General features: G+C 71.3%; 20 protein-coding genes. 10 read left to right on the forward strand and 10 right to left on the reverse strand.

Going from position 1 to position 21722, the window contains the following annotated elements; translation table 11 throughout:
• Nucleotides 1–42: 42 nt before the first annotated feature.
• Together ACFWZH_RS15915 and ACFWZH_RS15920 are read right to left on the reverse strand one after the other, a co-directional pair.
• Nucleotides 43–915 carry an HpcH/HpaI aldolase/citrate lyase family protein gene (locus tag ACFWZH_RS15915; protein WP_384430253.1) on the reverse strand — a complete coding sequence of 291 codons (873 nt, stop codon included), beginning with the start codon at nucleotides 913–915 and terminating at the stop codon, nucleotides 43–45.
• Nucleotides 916–920: 5 nt separating this feature from the next.
• Nucleotides 921–1994 carry an HpcH/HpaI aldolase/citrate lyase family protein gene (locus ACFWZH_RS15920; protein ID WP_384430256.1) on the reverse strand — a complete coding sequence of 358 codons (1074 nt, stop codon included), beginning with the start codon at nucleotides 1992–1994 and terminating at the stop codon, nucleotides 921–923.
• Nucleotides 1995–2359: 365 nt separating this feature from the next.
• Here ACFWZH_RS15920 and ACFWZH_RS15925 point away from each other — a divergent pair, with 365 nt between their 5' ends.
• On the forward strand, nucleotides 2360–2734 hold the full coding sequence (locus ACFWZH_RS15925) for a 5-carboxymethyl-2-hydroxymuconate Delta-isomerase (protein ID WP_384430258.1): 375 nt from the start codon (nucleotides 2360–2362) through the stop codon (nucleotides 2732–2734).
• Between the two features lie 37 nt (nucleotides 2735–2771).
• Here ACFWZH_RS15925 and ACFWZH_RS15930 read toward each other — a convergent pair whose 3' ends face one another.
• Nucleotides 2772–4043, reverse strand: coding sequence for an MFS transporter (locus ACFWZH_RS15930; RefSeq protein ID WP_384430261.1), 1272 nt, complete (start codon nucleotides 4041–4043; stop codon nucleotides 2772–2774).
• A gap of 102 nt (nucleotides 4044–4145) precedes the next feature.
• Here ACFWZH_RS15930 and ACFWZH_RS15935 point away from each other — a divergent pair, with 102 nt between their 5' ends.
• On the forward strand, nucleotides 4146–5054 hold the full coding sequence (locus tag ACFWZH_RS15935; RefSeq protein WP_384430264.1) for a LysR family transcriptional regulator: 909 nt from the start codon (nucleotides 4146–4148) through the stop codon (nucleotides 5052–5054).
• Between the two features lie 11 nt (nucleotides 5055–5065).
• On the opposite strand, the gene ACFWZH_RS15940 is transcribed toward ACFWZH_RS15935, so the two are convergent.
• Together ACFWZH_RS15940 and ACFWZH_RS15945 are read right to left on the reverse strand one after the other, a co-directional pair.
• Nucleotides 5066–6211 (reverse strand): hypothetical protein, encoded by a 1146-nt coding sequence (locus ACFWZH_RS15940; protein WP_384430267.1) that lies wholly within the window; start codon nucleotides 6209–6211, stop codon nucleotides 5066–5068.
• 42 nt (nucleotides 6212–6253) lie between these two features.
• On the reverse strand, nucleotides 6254–7861 hold the full coding sequence (locus tag ACFWZH_RS15945; RefSeq protein WP_384430270.1) for a hypothetical protein: 1608 nt from the start codon (nucleotides 7859–7861) through the stop codon (nucleotides 6254–6256).
• Between the two features lie 248 nt (nucleotides 7862–8109).
• On the opposite strand from ACFWZH_RS15945, the gene ACFWZH_RS15950 reads away from it, so the two are divergent.
• Complete coding sequence (locus tag ACFWZH_RS15950) at nucleotides 8110–8925, forward strand: endo alpha-1,4 polygalactosaminidase (protein ID WP_384430273.1); 816 nt, start codon at nucleotides 8110–8112, stop codon at nucleotides 8923–8925.
• 17 nt (nucleotides 8926–8942) lie between these two features.
• Here ACFWZH_RS15950 and ACFWZH_RS15955 read toward each other — a convergent pair whose 3' ends face one another.
• Entirely contained in the window at nucleotides 8943–9287 is a 345-nt protein-coding gene (locus ACFWZH_RS15955; RefSeq protein WP_384430275.1) for a hypothetical protein, read from the reverse strand.
• Nucleotides 9288–9491: 204 nt separating this feature from the next.
• On the opposite strand from ACFWZH_RS15955, the gene ACFWZH_RS15960 reads away from it, so the two are divergent.
• On the forward strand, nucleotides 9492–10208 hold the full coding sequence (locus ACFWZH_RS15960) for a hypothetical protein (protein ID WP_384430278.1): 717 nt from the start codon (nucleotides 9492–9494) through the stop codon (nucleotides 10206–10208).
• Between the two features lie 90 nt (nucleotides 10209–10298).
• On the opposite strand, the gene ACFWZH_RS15965 is transcribed toward ACFWZH_RS15960, so the two are convergent.
• Complete coding sequence (locus tag ACFWZH_RS15965) at nucleotides 10299–11600, reverse strand: LuxR C-terminal-related transcriptional regulator (RefSeq protein ID WP_384430281.1); 1302 nt, start codon at nucleotides 11598–11600, stop codon at nucleotides 10299–10301.
• Between the two features lie 207 nt (nucleotides 11601–11807).
• Between ACFWZH_RS15965 and ACFWZH_RS15970 the strand changes: the two genes are divergently transcribed.
• The 5 genes from ACFWZH_RS15970 to ACFWZH_RS15990 all read left to right on the forward strand — a co-directional run bounded on the left by ACFWZH_RS15970 (nucleotide 11808) and on the right by ACFWZH_RS15990 (nucleotide 16217).
• Nucleotides 11808–12749, forward strand: coding sequence for an NADP-dependent oxidoreductase (locus tag ACFWZH_RS15970; protein WP_384430284.1), 942 nt, complete (start codon nucleotides 11808–11810; stop codon nucleotides 12747–12749).
• Nucleotides 12750–12926: 177 nt separating this feature from the next.
• Nucleotides 12927–14249 (forward strand): M64 family metallopeptidase, encoded by a 1323-nt coding sequence (locus tag ACFWZH_RS15975; RefSeq protein ID WP_384430286.1) that lies wholly within the window; start codon nucleotides 12927–12929, stop codon nucleotides 14247–14249.
• Between the two features lie 232 nt (nucleotides 14250–14481).
• Nucleotides 14482–14835, forward strand: a complete 354-nt coding sequence (locus tag ACFWZH_RS15980; RefSeq protein ID WP_384430288.1) for a hypothetical protein — start codon at nucleotides 14482–14484, stop codon at nucleotides 14833–14835.
• Between the two features lie 67 nt (nucleotides 14836–14902).
• Complete coding sequence (locus ACFWZH_RS15985) at nucleotides 14903–15808, forward strand: aminoglycoside phosphotransferase family protein (RefSeq protein ID WP_384430291.1); 906 nt, start codon at nucleotides 14903–14905, stop codon at nucleotides 15806–15808.
• 103 nt (nucleotides 15809–15911) lie between these two features.
• The gene (locus ACFWZH_RS15990) at nucleotides 15912–16217 is read left to right on the forward strand and encodes a hypothetical protein (RefSeq protein WP_384430294.1); all 306 of its coding nucleotides are present in this window, start codon (nucleotides 15912–15914) and stop codon (nucleotides 16215–16217) included.
• Between the two features lie 129 nt (nucleotides 16218–16346).
• Here the strand turns inward: ACFWZH_RS15990 and ACFWZH_RS15995 are convergent, their stop codons facing one another.
• From ACFWZH_RS15995 to ACFWZH_RS16005, 3 genes are all read right to left on the reverse strand, one after another.
• A complete protein-coding gene (locus ACFWZH_RS15995) occupies nucleotides 16347–17297 on the reverse strand; it encodes a type II CAAX prenyl endopeptidase Rce1 family protein (protein WP_384430297.1) in 951 nt (316 codons plus the stop codon).
• Nucleotides 17298–17630: 333 nt separating this feature from the next.
• Nucleotides 17631–19469, reverse strand: coding sequence for a glycoside hydrolase family 15 protein (locus ACFWZH_RS16000; RefSeq protein ID WP_384430300.1), 1839 nt, complete (start codon nucleotides 19467–19469; stop codon nucleotides 17631–17633).
• 167 nt (nucleotides 19470–19636) lie between these two features.
• Entirely contained in the window at nucleotides 19637–20644 is a 1008-nt protein-coding gene (locus ACFWZH_RS16005) for a GlxA family transcriptional regulator (protein ID WP_384430303.1), read from the reverse strand.
• A 141-nt stretch (nucleotides 20645–20785) separates the two neighbouring features.
• On the opposite strand from ACFWZH_RS16005, the gene ACFWZH_RS16010 reads away from it, so the two are divergent.
• Complete coding sequence (locus ACFWZH_RS16010; RefSeq protein WP_384430306.1) at nucleotides 20786–21667, forward strand: NAD(P)-dependent oxidoreductase; 882 nt, start codon at nucleotides 20786–20788, stop codon at nucleotides 21665–21667.
• The last annotated feature ends 55 nt before the right edge of the window (nucleotides 21668–21722 follow it).

Below are 21722 nucleotides of genomic sequence, written 5' to 3' on the forward strand. Positions count from 1 at the left end.
GCCGCACACCTCGAGCCCGGAAGGCTCGTCAGGCCCGGGAACTCATCGCCCGGCGACCGCCGCGGCGAGCGCGAGGATCCGGCGGGCGTCCTCGACGTGCAGATTCTCGATCAGCCGCCCGTCGACGGTGGCGACTCCGCGTCCCTCACGGGTGGCTTCGTCGAACGCGTCGATGATCTTCCGTGCGCGGTCGATCTGGTCGGCGGACGGGGCGAACACCCGGTTGCACGGCTCGACCTGCGAGGGGTGGATGAGCGTCTTGCCGTCGAAGCCGAACTGTCGCCCCTGTACGCATTCGGCCTCGAACCCCGCGGCGTCCTTCACGTCGTTGTAGACGCCGTCGAGGATCACCTTGCCGGCGTCGCGGGCACCCAGCAGCGCCAGCGACAGTCCGGTCAGCAGCGGGGCGCGGCCGGGGACGTGTTCGGCGTGGAGCTCCTTGGCCAGGTCGTTGGTGCCCATCACCAGTACGGTGAGCCGCTCGCTGGCGGCGGCCACCGCGCGGGCGTCGAGCATCGCACGGGGCGTTTCGACCATCGCCCAGATGGCGGTGCGGTCCGGGGCGCCGGCCGCTTCGAGCGCGCGCTCGACCTCCCGCACGGTGTCGGCGGAGTCCACCTTGGGCACCACGACCGCGTCCGGGCCGGCCTCGGCGGCGGCCCGCAGGTCGTCGGCGTGCCAGGCGGTGCCCGGCGCGTTGACCCGGATCGTCACCTCGCGGTAGCCGTACTCGCCCGAGGCCGCCGCGGCGGCGACCCGCTTGCGGGCGTCGGCCTTGGCGTCGGGGGCGACGGCGTCCTCCAGGTCGAGGATGAGGGCGTCGGCGGGGATGGACTTGGCCTTCTCCAGGGCGCGTTCGTTGGCGCCCGGCATGTAGAGCACGGAGCGGCGCGGCCGCAGGGTCGCGTCGGACATGGGACTTACTCCTTGTTCTGCCGGGTGTCGGCCGCCGCGTAGGCGTCGCGCAGCTCGGGGTCGCGGGCGGCGAGGGTGTCCGCCAGCTGGGCGACCACCTGGCACTGCTTGTACGTGGCGTCGTCCTGCATCTTGCCGTCGATCATCACCGCGCCGGTGCCGTCGCCCATCGCCTCGATGACCCTGCGGGCCCAGGCGACATCGGCGGGCGCGGGCGAGAAGACCTTCTTGGCGATCGCGATCTGCACCGGGTGCAGGCTCCAGGCTCCGACGCAGCCGAGCAGGAAGGCGTTGCGGAACTGGTCCTCGCAGGCGGTGGTGTCCTTGATGTCGCCGAACGGCCCGTAGTACGGGAGGATGCCGTGCGCCGCGCAGGCGTCGACCATGCGCGCGAGGGTGTAGTGCCACAGGTCCTGCTGGAAGGTGGCCCGCGGCGCGGTGTCGTCCTGGCCGTGCGGGTCCTCCCGGACCAGGTAACCGGGGTGTCCGCCGCCGACGCGGGTGGTCTTCATCCGGCGGCTGGCGGCCAGGTCGGCGGGGCCGAGCGAGATGCCCTGCATCCGGGGGCTGGCTCCGGCGATCTCCTCCACGTTGGCGACGCCGGTGGCGGTCTCCAGGATGGCGTGTACCAGGATCGGCCGCTGGATCCGCGCCTTCGCCTCCAGCTGCGCGAGCAGCCGGTCGACGTAGTGGATGTCCTCGGCGCCCTCCACCTTCGGCACCATGATCACATCCAGCTTGTCACCGATCTCGGTGACCAGCGTCAGCAGGTCGTCCAGTGCCCACGGCGAGTCCAGGCTGTTGATCCGGGTCCACAGCTGCGTCTCGCCGAACTCCGTTTTCTTGGCGATCTCCACCAGGCCCGACCGGGCCGCCTCCTTGCGGTCGGCTGCGACGGCGTCCTCCAGATTGCCGAGCAGTACGTCCACGGTGGGGGCGATGGCCGGCACCTTGGCCGCCATCTTCTCGTTGCCCGGGTCGAAGAAGTGGATCATCCGGGACGGCCGGAAAGGTACTTCACGCACGGGTGTCGGCGCGCCGACGGCCAGCGGGCGGAAGAAGTCCTTCGGAGAGCGCATGCAGTCTCCCTGGTCGGATCGAGGGGTGCGGGGCCACCGCCGGGTGTCCGGCGGCGCCATCCGGCCTCACTTTAGGCCCGCGGGACGGTGACGCTACTGATCAGTATGTGTGCTGTTGGTCACCGAACGGCTCAGGTGAGCGCGGTCGGACGGCTCAGACGAGGGCAGCCGGGCGGCTCACGTACGGGCGCGGTCGGGGCTTGTCGGGGTGCCGGGTCTCGTCGGCGGCTCCGACGACGGTGACGGGCCCCGCGCGCCGTCGCCCACCCGCTCACCGAAGTACTCAGAAGCCGGGGCTGGGCGGTCCGTTAGTGTCCCCCCACATACACCTGTCGGTGTCCACCAGTTGGAAGGAGAACGAGAGCATGCCGCACATACTCGTCGACTACGACGAAGCACTGCAGGAGTCCTTCGATCGCCGTGGCTTCGCCCGCGAACTGCACACGCTGGCCGCAAAGACGGTCGACGGCATCACCGTCGAGAGCTGCAAGACGCGTTTCCGCCGCGTCGAGGAGGCCGTCATCGCCCACGACGAGCCCGGACACGCCCTGATCCACGTGGAGTTCGCGATCCTGCCGGGCCGCAGCACCCAGGACAAGTCCGCGCTGGGCCAGGCGGTCCTGGACCTGGTGCGGCGCCACACCGCATCGGCGGATGCCGTGACGGTGCACGCCTCCGTGGACGTACGCGACCTCGACGCCGCGTACGTCAAGCATGTGGCGCCCGCGAGGGACCGCTGACGCTCCTCGTCTCCCGCGCGGGCGCCGTCTGCGGGCCTCAGCGGCCGTCGCGGTTCAGCATCCCGAACACCGCGCAGACCAGCACCGCCAGCAGCGCGCCCGCCCCGAGGAGCGCCGGCACCCCGAGCGCGGCGGAGGACAGTGCGGCGAGGGCGTACGGAGTGAACATGCCGGTGTAGGCCAGCGTCCAGAACAGGGAGGTCAGGCGGGCCAGATGTGCCCGCGGGGCGAGGGCGGCGACCTCGGTGAGGCCGAAGCTCAGGGTCAGCCCGTAGCCGGCGCCGAGGATCGCGGCGGCGGCCAGTGCGAGCCATGGCTGCTCGGTGGCCGCGGCGGGTGCGGCGCAGGCGAGCCCGGCCGCGATGACCAGGAGGCCGGCGATCCCGTTGGCCAGCCGGTGTCGGGTGGCGAGGCGCCGGGCCAGTGGCTGGACGGCCAGCCCGGCACCGGGGACGACGGCGGTGGCGACGCCGGCGTAGACGGTCTGCCACCCCGTCACACCGCCGTCGACCAGGCTTGGCAGGGTCACGAAGCCGATCGTCGGGGCCGCGAACACCCAGGGGGCGACCGGCAGCACGGCCCGCCAGAACCGCGCCCGGGGGAAGGCCTCCGGTGCGGCGGGGGCGGGGCCGGTGCCCTCGGCCGGCCGGGGCCGCACCGGCCGGGACTCCGGCGCGCCCCATGCGGCCGCGCCCGCCCCGACGGCCAGGACGAGGTGCGGCAGATACGCGGTGAGCATCGGGTACGGCGCCCACTGGGCGATCAGTGAGGCGATCAGCCCTCCCGAGGCGAAGCCCGCGGAGACGAACATCCCGGACCGCTTGGCGGCCGTGCCCGGCGCGGCGGTCGGGTCGTACGGCGGTGAGGACAGCTCCTTGACCCATGCGCTGCCGGCGGCCAGCAGCGCGCCCGCGCCGAGGCCGGTGAGGAAGCGGCCCGGCAGCAGGCACCAGGTGGCGGCCGAGCCCGCCATGAGCAGGAAGGTCGACATCAGGTTGACGCCCAGGGCGAGGAGCGCGACGGGGCGGCGGCCGCACCGGTCGGCCAGCGGGCCACCGGTCAGCAGCCCGGGGATCAGACCGATGACGTACACCGCGAACAGGCCGGTCACCGCGGACTGCGACAGGCCCGCCTCGGTGCGGTAGGCGCCCAGCAGGGCGGAGAACTGGTTGGCGCTCCAACCGGAGGCCAGCATCGTGCAGGCGACGCGTCGCCCGTAGCGGCGCGGTGGTGGCACGGGGGCGGGGTCGGCGGTGCGGTCGGCGGCGAACGGCTCGGGGCGCGCCGGAGGATCGACTGTGCTGCTCATGGCGCTCAGTCTCACCAGCGCCGGTCCGTCGGCGCGGCCCGCGTTCACGAATCGTGAACGCCCGTGCGGGCGCCGCCCACCTGTCCCTTTAGGGTGGCTGACATGGACCTTCGCTTGCTGTCGTCCTTCCTGGCGGTGGTCGAGGAAGGACATTTCAAACGGGCGGCCGCGCGGCTGTTCCTCTCCCCTCCCGCGGTCACCCAGCATGTGCGGCAGCTCGAGAGCGAGCTCGGCACGCGGCTGCTGCACCGCAACCCGGTCTCCCCCACCCGGGCCGGAGCGCGGCTGGCCGGGCACGCGCGTACCCTGCTGGCCGCCGCGAACGCCGCACTGGACGACATCGCCGAGGTCATACGCGCCCCCCAGGACGAGGTCACCCGCCCGCTGCGGATCGGCATCATGGGCCATGGTTCGGCGGAGCTGACTCCGGCCGCGATCAACGCCTACCGGCGGGCCCGCCCCGGCGTCCCCGTCGAGCTGCGGCAGCTGAACTTCACCGAACACGTCACCGCGCTCACCGAGGACCGGGTGGATGTCGCGTTCGTGCGGCCGGCACCGGACGACGAGCGGGTCGTCGCGGACATGCTCACCACGGAGCAGCGCATCGTCGCGGTGCCGGAGGCGTCGGCGATCGCGGACGCCCGTGAGGAGGGGGTGCGCGTGGCGGACATCGTCGACCTGCCGTTCGTCCGGGTGCCGGGTCACACACCGGCCCCGTTCACCGACTACCTGTACTTCGCTCATGAGGCGCAGCGCCGCAGCCCGGACTGTGCGCTGACGCCCCACGAGGTGCTGACCGGCGTGATCACCGGCCGCGCGGCCGGCTCGGGGCTGAAGTCCTTCGCCCGCTACTACGCGTGGCCGGGGGCGGCGTTCGTGCCGGTGCTGGACGCCCCCTGGGAGAGCAGCTATCTCGCCGTGCGGGCGGACGACGCCGATCCGGAGGTGAAGATCTTCCGGGCCCTGACCATGGCCCTGGCGCCGGAGCTGAGGCCCCGCATCGAGCGGTGACCGCGGCGCCGTCAGGCGTTCCGGGTGGGCCGCAGGGCCCGCCCGGGTGCGGTGCCGAGGTATCCGTACGCCGAGAACGCGCTGGCGACGAAGGCCTCCTCCGGGCGGGCGAGTTCGGTGGCGGCCTCCTGTTTGCAGGCGGTCTGCGGCTCGGTGGTGCTCTGGCCGAAGCGGCAGGCGACGGCCATGAGCTTGATGGTGATGAAGTCGGCGATCTGGGCGCCGTACTGGATGGGCCGGCCGTTGATGGTGATGTCGCCGACGGTGAAGTCCTTGCCGGCGGGGACCTCGTAGACGGCGCGTACGCGGTGGTCCGCCTCGCCGCGCTCATAGGTCCAGTAGCTCTGCGGGTCGGAGCCGTCGGGGGTGGCCCAGCCCTCGGTGGACAGGCCGTCGAAGTAGAGGCCTACGGGGTCGGCGAGGCTGATGGAGGCCTTCTGGCGGGCGAGCGCGTTGACCGACGCGCCGATGTGGGGGTCGCTGTTGCGCTCGGCCTGGCCGTAGGCGCTGCACTTGATGAGCTCCTGTTCGGCGGTCAGCTCCGTTCCGTCGATGACCCGGCGGATGGTGCCCGCGGCGGCCAGTTCGATCTCCGCGGCGAGGGTGTTGTTCTTCTGGATGAGGTGCATCGCACCGTTCGTCGTGGTGCTGTTCCACTTGTTGGCCCGGTCGTACTCGCCGTTGACGAAGAGGTCGCTCTCCTGCACGTCGGGGCTGATGTGCCGGCGGTAGAGGCGCAGTACGGTCTCCGGGCTGGTCTTCGCGAGGACGTCCCAGTACTCGGGGCTCTCGCAGGTGAAGGCGGCCTTGGTGATCTTGCCGTCGCGGCGGGTGACGCTCCACTCGCAGTACTCGTCCTGGGCCTTGCGGCTGGCCTCGGCCTTCTTCCAGCGCTGTGTGTCGGAGGTCGAGCTGATCTTGAGGATGCGGGGGAAGGCCGTCCAGCTGACGGTGGCGGTCCGGGCGTCGGCGGCGGTGTCGGTCTTGGTGAGGTTGTAGAACTGCGACCGGGGGCTGTCGTGGAGCACCTCGCCGGGGTCGGGGCCCTGGATGGCGGCGTCGATGTTGTCCGAGACGAAGACGTCCCACGCCTTGCGGCCGAATTCGCCGAGGTCGGTCAGTCCCCCGGGTGGTCCATAGCTGCTGATGGTGGTCATGGTGGTGCTCCTCGCATCTGTACGGTCGCGGTGGCGGCGCCTTCAGGGCTGGTCGGTCACGGTGGCGTCCTCGCGCATCCGCAGCGTCGGGGCGGTGGCGGGGATGTCGGTGGTGGGCAGGGTCAGCTCGAACTCGTGGAGCTTGAGGGCCTTGAACTGCCTGCGGCGCGACTCGGCCAGCAGGACGTAGTCGTCGAAGCCTTCTTGTGTGGTGATCCGTTGCTGGACCTTCGCCAGGTAGTCGGTGAGCCGCCGGGAGAAGTCCTCGCGCCAAGTGGCGTCCGGGCGGCTCCAGTTCGCCGCGAACTGGGCTTCGGGGCTGTAGGCGGTCAGCTGGCCGGCGGCCGCCACGATCCGCTGGGCGATCCGGTCGCCGAGTCCCTCGACGGCGGTGGCCTCGGTGGGCACGTACCGCATCAGCCGGGCGCGGTGGGCGCTGAAGACGGGGTTGGGGAAGTCGACCATCAGCGCGCAGGCGGCGAACTTCGGTGAGATCAGTCCCTGTTCGCACATCGCCCGTACGACGCTGTTGTCCTCCAGGGCGGCTTCGGGCACCACGAAGGCGAAGAAGGTGTCTCCGGGCCGGCTGAAGCCGCTGGCCTTCTCCTCCAGCCGGAAGCCGAAGGTGTCGAGGCTGTCGGCGTAGCGGGTGGCGGTGGTGGCCGGGACGGTGGCGTCCACCTCGATCCCGAGGTCGTCGAGCAGCGCGTCGTTGTTCAGCCAGAAGCCCATCGGCAGCGGCAGCGGATCGTCACCGCCGTCGCCGACGGCGGCGCTCTGGGTGGCGGTGCTGGTGAGGTTGACCGCCGTCGTGGTGAACAGCTGGCGCAGGAGGTGGTCGGGGTTCTCCACGGTGCCGCCGGCGGTGACCGCGCGCAGCCTGGCCCGCGTCCAGCGGTCGATCTGGGAGCGGACCGTCGATTCCAGGTTCTCCGCGCCGATCACCCGCTGGTACAGGGGGTTGGCCCGCAGGGGGTCGTCCGCGTCGAGTTGGATGGCGGCGGACTGGGACTGCCAGTTGATCCAGGGTTGCTTCAGTTCCTTCATCACGACGCTGCCGTTGACGTGGCTGTCGAAGCAGCCGCTGCCGCGGGAGGCGGCGGCCAGCGCGTCCCAGGAGTTGCCGGTCCACACCCAGGCGGGGGTGACCCGCATGTAGTAGTTGAAGACCTGGTTCGACTCGTCCCAGGCGGCGACCTGGAGGAATGTGGTCCTGGGATCGCTGTTGGCGCCGGTGCTGATCAGCAGGTCGGCCTCGTTGCCCCGTACGGCGTAGGTGAGGGCGAAGCGGATGTCCCTCCGCAGGTGCGGTGCGTCGGCGGGTGGGATCGTTCCCGACTCGCTGACCAGGTAGACCTTGGGCTGATCCGCGACGCGGGGAAGTCCTTCCAGGAGTTCCTCCACGGCCATGGGGAAGGTGTTCCGCTGGAAGAACACAGTGGCCATGGGGTCCCCCAGGGCGGCGAGTTCCTCCTTGCTCACTTCCCTGGCGTGCCGGTCCACTCCGCTCACCCTGCGGTAGAGCCGGCTGTCGCGCAGCGCGGGATGTCCGGGCCCGAGGTCGTCCGCTTCGCTGTGTTCCTCGAATCGTCCGTCAGGGCCGTGCAGCCAAGCCGTCGCCCGGCGCCGTTCCGAAAACTCCTCGGGCATTCCCGTCCTCTCGCCACCCGCCCGGTTCAAGGAAATGAAAGCCGTCATTTCCGCTGGATCAGAAGTGTCGGTGTCCGGTGGCAGTATGAACGTCGTATGTAAAAGACCCGATGAGCCTCGCCGCTGCGGGTCCGACGCCATGCGATCGCGTGAGCGGAAAAGGGCCGAGTAGTCGAGCGGAGGAATCCTCGCGGCGCGGGGGTCACCCGGACGGCGAGGTCCCCGCCGCCCACGCGTAGGCTCCGGCCATGCCCCCGCTCCGCCCCTTCGCCATGGGCGCCGCTGTCCTGGCCCTGGCTCTCGGCACGGCGTGCTCCGCCGCCCGCCCCCAGCAGGACACCGGCTCCGTACGGCCGCCGACCGCGAACGCCGTGTTCGACTATCAGCTCGGCGGCGCCTATGCACCGCCCCGCCCGGTACGGGCCGTCGCCCGCGACCGCACCGCCGAGCCCGTTCCCGGTCTCTACAACATCTGCTACGTCAATGCCTTCCAGGCCCAGCCCGACGCGGTCGACACCTGGCAGGCCCGCCACCCCGAACTCCTGCTGCGCGACGAGGACGGAGAGCCCGTCATCGACCAGGACTGGGACGAGCCGCTGCTCGACATCTCCACCGCCGCCAAACGCGAGGCGCTGATGGACATCGTCGGCCCTTGGATCGACGGCTGCGCGAAGGCCGGATATGACGCCGTGGAACCCGACAACCTCGATTCCTACGAGCGCTCCGGGAACAAGCTCACCGCCCGCCATGCGGCCGCCTTCGCCGAACTCCTCGCGCGCCGCGCGCATCAGCGGCAGCTGGCCATCGCCCAGAAGAACACCACCGATCTGCTGCCCCGGCGCGAGCGCATCGGCTTCGACTTCGCCGTCGTCGAGGAATGCACCCGCTACAAGGAATGCAGCGATTTCGCGGACGCCTACGACAACAGGATCTTCGTCGTCGAGTACCGGAAGAAAGACTTCGACGCCGCCTGCCGCTCCTGGGGCGAGAGCCTGTCCATCACCCTGCGCGATCGCGATGTCCAGCCGGCCGGCGCCGACGGCTACACCGACGAGCACTGCTGAGCCGGCGCACGGCCGGACTACGCGGTCTCATGCCCGACGGCGGTGCCGTTGATCTTCTCGATCGCCTGCCGGGCCTGTTCCTGCGGGGAGCGGGCCGGCAGCGTCGACACGGTCGTCCCGGCGACGGCCGGCTGCGCCCGCTGCTCCTGCGGCACCGTCTTGGGCTGGGGCGCCGGCGGCCGGATCCGCAGCCGATGGCTGGCGGCCTCGTCCAGGGTCACCGGGCGCTTCACCCGGGCCGCGAGGCGGGCCGCGTCCTGGCCCAGCGCGGCGACGTCCTCCCACGTCAGACGCACCACCAAGGACACCTCGGCGTCGCCGTCCGGCAGTGCCTGGATCGATGGGAAACCAGGGTCGGTCATGAGCCCTCCTCGCATCGTGGACCGGTGCCCTGCAGGGGCACGGCTATCAAGGGATACGCACGTCCGACCGCCTCCGTTCACCTCGATGTGTACCCGGCCCATGCCAGGGGCGCATTCGCCCCGAGCCCCGTGCGCCCTGCCCGACTGTCACACCCAGCCCTCACCATGGAAGGAGCAGCCCACCACCGGCTTGGAGGCCGACTGATGGACGCACAGCGCCTGGCCCGACTCGACGACTCCGACTACGAACAACTGGTCCTCGACCACGCCCATCCCCCGGCGCGTGACCCGGACGTCTGGGCGGTGCTGATCGACCCCGCCCTCATCGACCGCACCCGCGGCGCCCTCAACACGCTCTTCCAACGCAACTCGTCGGTGCTGCGCAAACGGCGGGAGGAGCGCGAGCAGTTCCGGCTGGCGTGCTTCGCCCGCGGGCAGGCCGGCAAGGAGGAGTGGTTCGCCTCGAAGCGGGAGTACGACGCCTGGCGGCACCGCGCGGCGAACTTCAGCCGGACGGTGCAGAACGCCCTGTCGGAGATCAACAAGGCGAAGAAGGACCTCAACCGTTCCCTGAACCACCAGGTCGCCCAGAACCACCGGGACCGCCTGCGCGACCTCGCCCTCGCCGTGCACAAGCACCAGGCCGCGCACGCCAGGGCCGGCGGCATCGCCGAGCAGGCCGACTACGAACTGTGGCGCGCCCTGGACCAGATCACGGTGCCGATAGGGCCGGCGAGCGAGCCGACGTCGCTGCGGACGATGCTCGACATCTACTGGACCGATGTGACACCGGTGACCGAGGCCGACGAGCAACGGGCTGGCGCGGAGCGGACGATGCGTACGGCGCCGGGCGGGCAGTCCGCACGGTTCAGCGGCGTGCCCCGGGCCCGGCACGTGGACAACGGCAAGCACCTCGCCTGACCTGATCCGCTGCCCCCGGTCGTCCGACGGTTCATACCACGGCGAGGAGGAACGACGGTCCTGCTCCACCACGCGCGGGGGCGAACGGTGCTACGCCACCGCGTGGAAGAGCGCCGCCGCCTCGCCGCGGGACCCGACACCCAGCTTGGTCAGGATCTTCGCGACATGGAACTTCACCGTCGACTCGCTGATGTGCAGCTCCTGGGCGATCGCCCGGTTGCGGTGGCCGAGCGCGAGCCGGGCCAGCACCTCCAGTTCCCGTTCGCCCAGCGCGATCAGCGGGTCGGGGGCCGGATCCTGGGACACCCGTAGCGGGATCGTCGCCGACACCGTGGTCCCCCAGCCGGGTACGGCATCGACGTCCAGCCGCCCGTTCAGCACGTCGAGGCGGTCGGTGACCCGGCCCGTCGCCAGCCCGTCGGAGGTCAGGGTGCCGGGCCCGTCGTCGCGTACGGTCGCGCGCAGTTCGGCATCGGTGAGCTGCCAGCCGACATGGACACGGGTCACGGTCTCCTGCTCCAGGACCGTCAGCAGCACGGCCCGCACGATCACCCGCGCCGTGTGCGCCACGTCGGCGGCCACCGTCCGCCGGGAGTCGGGCGCGCCCAGCTCCAGCCGGACGGGGCTGTAGCGCACGAGCGGCCGGAGCGACTCGGCGAGCCGGGCGAAGGCCTGCCCGGCCGGCTCCTCGGCGATCTCCTGGTCGCGTTCCGCCTCCGCCCGCAGCTCCACCAGGGCCGAGACCGCCAGATCCGTGGCGGTGGCACGGGCCGCCGCATCGTCGAGGGTGCGGCTGCGCAGCACGCCCAGCAGCCCGGTGAGCGCGGCCGAGTACGCCTCGCCCAGCTCCGCGATCACCTGGGCCCGTGTCCCGGCGGCGGTCCGTGAGCGGGCCAGCGCCCCGGGCACGGCCTCGGCCGCCAGCCGGTCGAAGTGGCTGGTCACCACGTCCCACAGTGCCTGTATGAGCGCGGCGGCACGCTCGTCGACCGCCGGCAGCGCGCGCTCGTCCCCGCCGTCACCTTCTCCTCCGCCGTCCGCATCCCGTACGAGCAGCAGGACGGCGCCCCGAGGCGTCGCATGGCTCGTCACCGCGAGCACGGGGCGCTCGGCGCCGGCGAGGGGGAGGGTGCCCTGCCACGGGCGGCCCGGGGTGCCCGTGGCGAGCAGCGGAGCCAGGTCGGCGGTGGAGAGCCGGCCGATGATCTCCGCATCGCCGTAGGTCTTGAACGGTGAGTGCGCACAGTGCGTGGAGAGTTCGGCCGCCGCCCGGTGCGGGACCAGTTCGGCCAGGAGAGTGGACAGTCGCGGCAGGATCTCGCCCAGCGGTTGGCGGATCACCTCGTAGGCGGCGGTCAGGGCGGGTACGGATCCGGATCCGGTCATCTCCATGTACTCCAGCGTAACCAGCGGCGCCGGGACGACCGCTGGCCTTTCGACCAGGCCGGACTGTCCTGATGACCGGCGGCCGGCCCCTCCCCGCCGACGAGGCTGAAGCCGTCAACCGATCCGGCACATGCGGGATATGCGGCATCTGCAGCACACGCCACATATGCGACGCATAGGCCGTATCCAGTGCATCCAGCGGGGAGTTTCCACATGAAGGCGATCATCTACAACGAGTTCGGCGGCTCGGACGTGCTCACGTTCGGGCAGACCGACAAGCCGGAGCCCGGCCCGGGTGAAGTACGGGTCAAGGTGGTGGCGATCGGCGTCAACCCGCTCGACTACAAGCGGCGTTACGGGTGGATGGAGCAGTACTACCCGACGACGTTCCCCGCCGTGCCCGGCCTGGAGTTCGCCGGGGTCGTCGACGCGATCGGCGCCGAGGACGGGGGCACCACCGATCTCAGGCCGGCGGACGGACTGGCCGTCGGCGACGAGGTCTTCGGCTGGACCAGGACCGGTGCGTACGCGGAGTACGCCATCGCGGGAGACATCGCGCCCAAGCCGGCCGAGCTCTCCTTCGCGGCCGCGGCGACGCTGCCCGTCGCCGGTGAGACCGCGCAGCGCGTACTGGACCTGCTGGGACTGGCGGCGGGCGAGACGCTGCTGCTGCACGGCGCGGCGGGGGCGGTCGGCCAGGTCGCCGTCCAACTCGCGGTGGCCCTGGGCGCCACGGTGATCGGTACCGCGTCGCCGGTCAACCACGACTTCCTGCGCGCGCTGGGCGCCGTGCCGGTGGCGTACGGAGAGGGCCTGGCCGACCGGGTCCGGGCGGCCGCTCCGCAGGGCGTGGACGCGGTCTTCGACGCGGCCGGCCATGACGCGCTGCCGGTCTCCATCACACTGCGCGGTGGGACCACGGACCGCATCGTCACCATCGCCGATCCGCACGCCGCCGATCACGGCGTGCCGTTCTCCGCGGGCGGCACACCGTCGGAGCAGGTCGTGGCGGGCCTGGCCGCGCAGGCCCGCCTCGCGGTCGCGGGGCGGCTGACCGTGCCGGTCGCCGAGACCTTCCCGCTCGCCGACGCCGCGAAGGCCCAGGAGCTGAGCGAGGCGGGCCATGTGCGCGGCAAGCTCGTCATCGAGGTCTGAGCCGCATCGGGACGGTGGCGGGTGCGGAAGACCGCCCGCCGCCGTCCCGAACTCATCCCTCCATCTGGACACTTGATCCCCTTCCGTTGCCCGTTACCTTCCGCAGCCCTTACGTTGAGCGCGCTCAATCCGTCTCAACCCGCCTTCCCTACGGCGGGCTTCGGAAGGAAACCCCCCATGATCAGACGCATATCCGTCGGCATCTCCGTGCGCACCGCGGTCTCCGCCGGACTGGCCGTCGCGGCGCTGGCCGCCACGACGGCCGTCGCGGCCACCGCGCAGGGGGCCACCTCGGCCCCGCACGCCCAACGCACCCAGAAGGTCGAGTACTTCACCGGTTCGGGCTCCCACCCCCGTGAGGCCACCGTCCCGGTCTCCAAGCCGCTCTCCGCTTCCGACAAGGCCGCCATCGCCGCGGGCGACAGCGATGTCACGACGATCGTGCAGAACGGCCCGGTCGACAAGAAGCTCGACGTGGCCTTCGTCGGTGACGGCTACACCGCCGACCAGCAGGAGGACTTCCACGCCGACGTCCGCGCCAAGTGGGCCAAGATGACCGCCGTGGAGCCCTACGCCTCGTACACCGGCCTGTTCAACGTCTGGGCGGTCGACGCGGTCTCCAACGAGTCCGGCGTCTCCGGCGACCCCACGAAGGACGTGGTCCGCGACACCGCGCTCGACTCCGCCTTCTACTGCGACGACATCGAGCGTCTGCTCTGCGTCGACACCGGCAAGGTCGAGTCGTACGCCTCCAAGGCTCCGGCCGCCGACCTCGTCGTCGTCCTCTCGAACTCCACCAAGTACGGCGGCGCGGGCTACAACGACGTCTCCTCACAGGTCGGCTACGACGGCATCGCCACCGCCTCCTCCGACAACGACCAGTCCGACCAGATCGCCGTGCACGAGACCGGCCACTCGCTCGGCAAGCTCGCCGACGAGTACGACTACGGCCAGTCCGGCACCTATACGGGCCCCGAGCCCACCGAGGTCAACCTCACCAAGCTGTCCGCCGACGAGATGGGCTCCCAGCAGCAGAAGTGGTACCGCTGGCTCGGCCAGGAGTCGCCGGACGGCGGTCAGGTCGGTGCGTACGAGGGCGGCGGCTACTACCAGTACGGCCTCAACCGGCCCACGGAGAACTCGATCATGCGGACGCTCGGCCGCGAGTTCAACCTCCCCGGCCGCGAGGCGATGATCGCGGGCTTCTACCGCTACGCGAGCGCGCTCAGCAGCCCGGTGGCCACCGACCGCGCGCTGCACCGCGGGGACCGCATCCGGGTCTCCGTGCCCTCCTCGGCACAGGTCAAGTGGTACGTCGACGGCCGCGAGCGCAAGGACGCGCGCGGCAAGACCTCGGTCGTGCCGCGGACGCTCGGCGTCCCCGCGGACGGCCGGCGCCACACCGTCACCGCCCGCGCGACCGACCGCACGAAGGCGGTCCGTGACCCGGCACTGCGCAAACTGCTGGCCGGTTCGCTGAGCTGGCGGGTAGCCCCCTAGGTGGATTGTCCCGGCACGTTGGCGACAGGCGACCTGCCGGGAGCGCTCCTTGAATGAGACGAGGGCCTTCTGGTTCCGGTGTGGACTGCGAAGTCTGTACCGATACCCAGGAGGCCCTCGTGATCCGTACTCTGTGTCGACAGATTTCGGGGAGGGCATGTCCATGCAACACAGCGGTGGGATGACACGAGCCGTCAGACGAGCAGCGACTGCTGTCGTTGCGGCTGTCCTGATGAGCAGTTGTTCGTCCGGCGACCCGGCGCAGGCCAAGGAGTGGCAACGGGATTACTGCACCAAGCTGGGGTCGTGGCAGGACGCCAGGCGGGCCAAGGCGACGAACGCGGCAGACGCCGATGCCGGCGACGAAGGGAACGGCCGGTCGCCCGAGTTCGACAACACCGCATCAGCCGGGCGTGCGGTGATCGAGGCGTCGAACAGGCTCGACCAGGAAGGCCTTGAACTCGACGGCGGTCATATCCACGACGACACCGCCAACGCGGTCGGCGGTGACACCGGGGCCGAGGAACGTGCGGTCTCCTACTGCGACAGCTCAGGCTTCGAGACCTTGGTCGACTCCGCCGGCTAGTGCCGTGCAGGGGCCGGGAGGACCGACCAGGGTGGGCGCCAGAGGCGCGAGCGCACGGAAGGCAGTGATGAGCACACGCAGAATGCACGCCGACGAGGTGGACATCGACCACTCCCTCGTACGGCGGCTGCTCGCCGCGCAGTTTCCGCAGTGGGCGGACCTCCCCGTCACGCTGGTCGACTCCGCCGGTACGTCCAACGCGATGTACCGGCTCGGCGAGGACCTGGTCGTACGGCTCCCCCGCATCGCCGGAGCCGCCGACGACGTGGCGAAGGAGCACCGGTGGCTGCCCCGGCTCGCCCCGCCGCTTCCGGTCGCCGTCCCCGAGCCGCTGGGCAGGGGAACGCCCGCTGAGGGCTACCCCTTCCCCTGGTCCGTCTACCGCTGGCTCGACGGCGAGACCCCGGTCGTCGGCCGGATCGCCGATCCCGGCCGGCTGGCAGGGGATCTGGCGGAGTTCGTCGCCGCGCTGCACCGCATCGCCCCGGCGGACGGGCCCCCTTCGTACCGCAGTGAACCCTTGGCGGTGCGGGACGCCGCGACCCGCGCCGCGATCGAGGAACTGAGCGGAACCATCGATGCCGATGCCGCGGGCTCGGTCTGGGACACGGCCCTGGAGGCGCCCGCGTGGCCCGGCCCGCCCGTCTGGATCCATGCCGATCTGCAGCCCGGGAATCTGCTGGTGGCGCGTGAACGGCTCAGCGCCGTCATCGACTTCGGGTGTCTGGGCGTGGGAGACCCCGCGGTCGACCTCATCGCGGCGTGGTACGTGCTGCCCGCCGGCGCGCGCGGCGCCTTCCGGGCCGGGCTGGACGTCGACGAGGCGACCTGGGCGCGGGGGCGCGGCTGGGCACTGTCCATCGCCCTCATGGAGTGTGGCTACTACCAGGAGACGAACCCGGCGATGGCGGCGATCGCGCACCACGTCATCGATGAGGTCCTGGCCGAACGCCCCTCAGGATCACACGTGTGATCCAGATCACATGACGTGCTGTCATACGTCGCGGCCCCCGTATCCGTGTACGGAGCGACGGGCCCGCAAGACAAGCAACGTCACTACGGGGAAAGGACATCACGTGCGTAACAAGCGAACTCTGACCACCGCACTCGCTGCCGCCGCACTCACGGTCGTCAGCCTGGGCGGCGCCGCCCAGGCCCACGCCACCACCGGCACCGAGGCCGCCGCGCCGAGCACCGCCTCCGCACAGCACCAGGCCAAGCCGATGGACGGTCCTCCCGGAACGGTGTGGACCGGCAAGAAGTTCTGGACCCTCAGCGGATGCCAGGCGGCCGGCACCGACCTGGTCAGCAGCGGCAAGTGGGCCGACCCCTTCTGCGACGGCTCGGGCCTCCAGTGGGACCTGTGGGCACGGCCGCTGTAAAGCCCCGCGGCTTCGGGAGCTTCACCAGTAGTCGCAGATAGCCGCACCCGGTAAGCCGGCTCGTCCCCGCGCAGGTCCGCGGCAGCGCGGGGACGAGCCGCCAGACCCCCGTCGGGCCCACCGCACTGCTCACCGCCCCCCGCCTGGCCTGGCGATCTGGTTCGCGGTGCTCACCCGGGCCGCTTCCGCCCTCGGCGAGCGGGCCGGACGCCGGTCCTGCCGCGTACCCCACCCGCGCGCGTCGACCGGACGCCGTGCCCGTACGCCCCGGCGGAAGGTCAGCAGCCGCGTCCCGAGGAAAGCCGCCGCCGTGGCCAGCAGACAGGCCAGTTCCAAGGCCGCGGCGTGGTCCGGAGCGACGCTCGCCGACCAGCCCGCAGAGCGCTGGTCCCCCTCGAACACCACCCGGTTGACGCTGAGCAGGGCGAGGTGGGCGCCGATCGCCGCCCCCAGCGGCGCCCGCCCCGGTGCCGTCCGCGCGGCCACCAGCGTGAGGCCGAAGACCGTGAGCAGCACCAGGTACGCGAGAGGGTCCTGCCCGCCGGGCGCGAGTCCGACGGGCGGAGCGCTCACCCCCAGCGTGTGTGCCACCCCGGCCTGCACCATGGTGGACGCGGCCGGTACCAGCAGGAAAACCGTCGTCGTCCCCAGGGCCGAGACCGCCCCGCCGAAGCGTTCGCGCAACGAGGCCCAGGCTTGACCGCGCAGCGTCAGCTCCTCCGGCAACGCCTCCAGCAGCACGGCCACCAGGGCATTGCCCATCAGGAACGAGGCGAGGGCGGCAGGCTCCAGCCCGGACCACGTGACCCATCCGGCCGCGGTGCCGCCCGCGAGCACCAGGGCCGCACACCATCCCGTGACGAGGATGCCGCGGGCGAGGCCCGCCGCCACCGTGGACGGCGCACCCAGCCCCAGCGGCCGAGACCGCGTCGGCCGCCCGGCCCGTAACGCCAGGATGGCGGGCACGGCCAGCGCGCTCACGACGACGGCGGGCAGCAACCGGGCCGCATACCCCCCGAGGTCGAGCGCCCGGACACCCGCCTCCCCCACCGCGTTCCCGGTCCCCAGCGCACCCGCCATCACCGCTCCCCCGAGCAGCGCCCTCCGCCAAGGCCGCCAGGCCGACCCCCGCTCCCCCGCGTGCTGATACCTCACCCTCACCGTTGCCGTCATGGGCTCCGACCTCCGCACATCCTCTCCGCCAGGTCTCCGAGCCCTACGTGTGCCCGTGGCATCGGGCCTGATGCCGTACTGCGGTGCGCAAGGACACGAACGGCCCGGCAAACCCTCCTGCGGTACGAACTGCCGGGGCCGGCACTACATCCGTCGGCCCAGCAGCCGTACGCGGAGGGTCCGAGGCCGCGGGGCACGGATCAGTGGTGCCAGGGCAGCGGGGGCGCTCGCCCTCCGGTCTCACCCCAGCGCCCGGTCCAGGTTGAACGCCGCGCTGATGAGTCCCAAGTGGGTGAAGGCCTGCGGGAAATTGCCGATCTGTTCGCCGGTGCGGCCGATCTCCTCGGCGTAGAGCCCGACGTGGTTGGCGTACGTCAGCATCTTCTCGAAGGCGAGACGGGCCTCGTCCACGCGGCCGGCGCGGGAGAGCGCCTCGACGTACCAGAAGGAACAGATCGAGAAGGTGCCCTCTTCGCCGCGCAGTCCGTCCGGGCTGCTGCGGGGGTCGTAGCGGTAAACCAGGGAGTCGGAGACCAGGTCCTCGCCCAATACATCCAGGGTCGACAACCATTTCGGGTCGGTGGGCGAGATGAATTTGGCCAGCGGCATCATCAGCACGGCGGCGTCGAGAACATCGTCCCCTTCGTGCTGGACGAACGCCTTGCGCTCCGTGGACCAGCCGCGGTCCATGATCCGGCGGTAGATCGCGTCGCGGGCCCCGGACCAGCGGAGCATGTCCGCCGGCAGGCCACGGTGGGTGGCGATGCGGATCGCCCGTTCGATCGCGACCCAGCACATCAGCTGCGAGTAGAGGAAGTTCTGGATCTTGCCGCGGGTCTCCCAGATGCCCTCGTCCGGCTGGTCCCAGTTGTCGCAGACCCAGTCGACCAGTTTTCCGACGGTGTCCCAGTGGTCGCTGGACAGCGGCTCTCCCCATTTGTCGTAGAGATACAGGGAGTCGATCAGGGCCCCGTAGATGTCCAGTTGGAGTTGGTTGACGGCGTCGTTTCCGATTCGGACCGGGGCCGAGCCCAAGTGGCCTTCCAGGTGGGGAAGTTCTTCCTCGGGGAGTTCGCTGCGGCCGTCGATGCCGTACATGATCTGCAGCGGACCGTCGGAGCAGCCGGTGTCGAGGCAGATGTTCTGGGACAGGAAGTGCACAAAGGCCTTGGCCTCGTCCGTGAATCCCAGTCTGAGCAGTGCGTAGATGCAGAATGCGGCGTCGCGCACCCAGGCGTAGCGGTAGTCCCAGTTGCGCTCTCCGCCGATCTGCTCGGGCAGGCTGGCCGTGGGGGCGGCCACGATCGCACCGGTCGGCGCGTACGTCAGGAGCTTGAGGGTGAGCGCGGAGCGGTGCACCATCTCCCGCCAGCGTCCCCGGTAGCGGGACTGGGACAGCCAGCCGCGCCAGTACCGCACCGTGGCGCCGAACAGCTCCTCGGCCTCCAGCACCGCACAGGACCGCGGCTCCAGCCCGCCGCCGATCCGGTCGAGGGCGAAGACCGCGGCCTCGCCTTCCTGGAGCGTGAAGGAGGACCAGGCGTCCGGACCGTCGATCCGCACGGGGACGGTGGACGTCAGCGCCAGGGACAGGTCCGGGGAGGCGAAGACGGTCTGGCCCTGCCGTGTGCTCACGGTGTGCGTCTGCCGGCCGTAGTCGAAGCGGGGGGCCACCCGTACGGTGAACGGGAGCGCCCCGCGGACGCACAGCACCCGGCGGATCAGCCGGTGGCGGTCCGCCTCACGTGAGTCGTCGACGATCGGCATGAAGTCCTGGACCTCGCCGACGCCGTTGTCCGCGAAGAACCGGGTGATCAGGATGTTGGTGTCGGGGAAGTAGAACTGCTTCGTCCGGGCGGGCACGTCCGGGGCGAGCTCGAAGGCCCCGCCACGGTCGGCGTCCAGGATCGCCGCGAAGACACTGGGTGCGTCGAAGCGGGTACAGCAGTACCAGTCGATGGTGCCGTTCGTGCCGACCAGCGCGGCGGTGCGCATATCGCCGATCAGGCCGTGCTCGGCGATGGGTGTGTAGCGGGGCGCGTCCGCCTTGCTGGGGCGCAGACTCTCGCAAACGGTCATGGGACCTCCCCTGCACGGGGGAGCAGGAGCAATGGATTCAGGTTACCTCCGGGTGGTTGCGGACGGCGACCAACCGCATTGGGGGCGGCTGACCTGCACCGGAACCGGCGCGCCGGCCGTCGGCGGGCGCGCCGGGGCACCGTCTGCCGCCCCACGGGTCGCGTCCCTCAGCGCGGGCCCCGTCCGGACACCGCCCTCGGGAACGCCCGCCGGTACTCCCCCGGCGACACCCCCACCTGCTTGACGAAGTGATGCCGGAGGTTGTTCGCCGTGCCCAGTCCGCTCAGCTCACCGATCTTGTCGATCGGCAGGTCGGTGGCTTCCAGAAGGCTCTGCGCACGCCCCAGCCGCTGGTTGAGGAGCCACTGCAGGGGCGTGGTCCCGGTGGCCGCCTGGAGCCGGCGGTAGAACGTGCGCGGGCTCATCGCCGCCCGCCGTGCCAGGTCCTCGACCGTCAGCGGCTCGTCCAGGTGCGCGCGAGCCCATTCCAGTACGGGCCCCAGGCCCTGGTCGTCGGTGACGGGTACGGACAGGTCGATGAACTGGGCCTGGCCGCCGGGCCGGTGTGCGGGGACGACCATCCGCCGCGCCAGCTGGTTGGCGACGTGTGCGCCCAGATCGCGGCGTACGAGATGGAGGCAGAGGTCGAGTCCGGCGGTCAGCCCGGCGCTGGTGAGTACGTCGCCGTCGTCCACGTACAGCACCGAGTCGTCGACCTGCACCTTCGGGTATCGCTCGGCCAGTTGGGCGGTGTGCATCCAGTGCGCGGTGGCACGGCGCCCGTCGAGCAGCCCGGCTTCGGCGAGCGCGAAGGCTCCGGTGCACAGGGAGACCATGCGGGCGCCCGCGTCGTAGGCGCGGCGCAGCGCGTCGATCAGGTCCGGCGGCAGCGGTGTGCCGTCCTCGACGCAGGGGTCGGGCACCGACGGCACGATGACGGTGTCGGCGCCGACGAGGTCGTCCAGCCCGTAGCGGGTCCGCAGCTCCAGGCCGGTGCCGCCGCCCGCGGCGGGCGGCCGGTCTCCCGCTCCGCACAGCCGCAGGTCGTACCAGGGGTCGGCCAGGTCGGGCTGCGGCTTGCCGAAGACGGTGCACGGGATGCTCAACTCGTAGAGGTCCCAGGAGGGAACCCCGATATCGGTGGGCACCACTACGGCCACGGAACCAACGCTCATACCTGAAGGGTATGGCAGGAATTTGGTGCCGGCCGTCACCACTGTCACTTCTTCCGACCGCCGCCGGCTGCGAACGTGGTCCGTACGTGATCGACCACCGCCGCGGGAGTCAGCCGCAGGCGGCGAACAAGGAGTTGTGCCATGAACGCCCTGAACACGCCTCACCCGGCCGTCACCGTCATCGGTTTGGGCCAGATGGGCTCGGCGCTGGCCGGCGCGCTGCTGGAGCGCGGCCACCCGACCACGGTGTGGAACCGCTCGGCGCACAAGGCCGAACCGCTGGTCACCCGGGGCGCCCGGTTGGCCGCGACGCCCGAGGAGGCCCTGGCGGCGGGCTCGCTCATCATCACCTGTGTGCTGGACTACGAGGCGCTGCACACCGTCCTCGATCCCCTCGCCGACTCCCTCGCCGGCAAGGTCCTGGTGAACCTCACCTCCGGCTCCCCGGAGCAGGCCCACGAGGCGACGGCATGGGCCCGGTCGCACGGCGCCGACTACCTCGACGGCGCGATCATGACGACCCCGCCGGGCGTCGGAAGCCCGGAGATGATGTTCCTCTACAGCGGTTCCGACACCGTCTTCGAAGCCCATCGGCCGACCCTCGCGGCCCTGGGGGACCCCCTGTACCTGGGCGCCGACCCCGGTCTGGCCTCCCTGTACGACTCCGCCCTGCTCGGCCTGATGTGGGCCACCATGACCGGCTGGCTGCACGGCACCGCCCTGGTGGGCGCGGAGCAGACCCCGGCCACGGCCTTCACACCCCTGGCAGTCCGCTGGCTGACGGCCGTGGCCGGTTTCCTGACGACGTACGCGCCCCAGGTGGACGCCGGCCGCTACCCGGGCGACGACGCCACCGTCGACGTACAGATCGCGGCCATCGACCACCTCATCCACGCGGCCGCGGCACGTGGCATCGACAACGCCCTGCCGGATCTGCTGAAGGCGACCATGGAGCGCGCCAAGGCCGCCGGCCACGGCCAGGCGAGCTATGCGAGCGTGATCGAGGTACTGAGGGGAGCCTGAGTCAGAGGGCCTGAGCAGTGGCGGAGCGGCGGGCGACGGGCGCGGCAGGTCGCCC

Origin of the sequence: Streptomyces sp. NPDC059008 (assembly GCF_042749045.1) — a bacterium.
Taxonomy (GTDB): Bacteria; Actinomycetota; Actinomycetes; order Streptomycetales; family Streptomycetaceae; genus Streptomyces.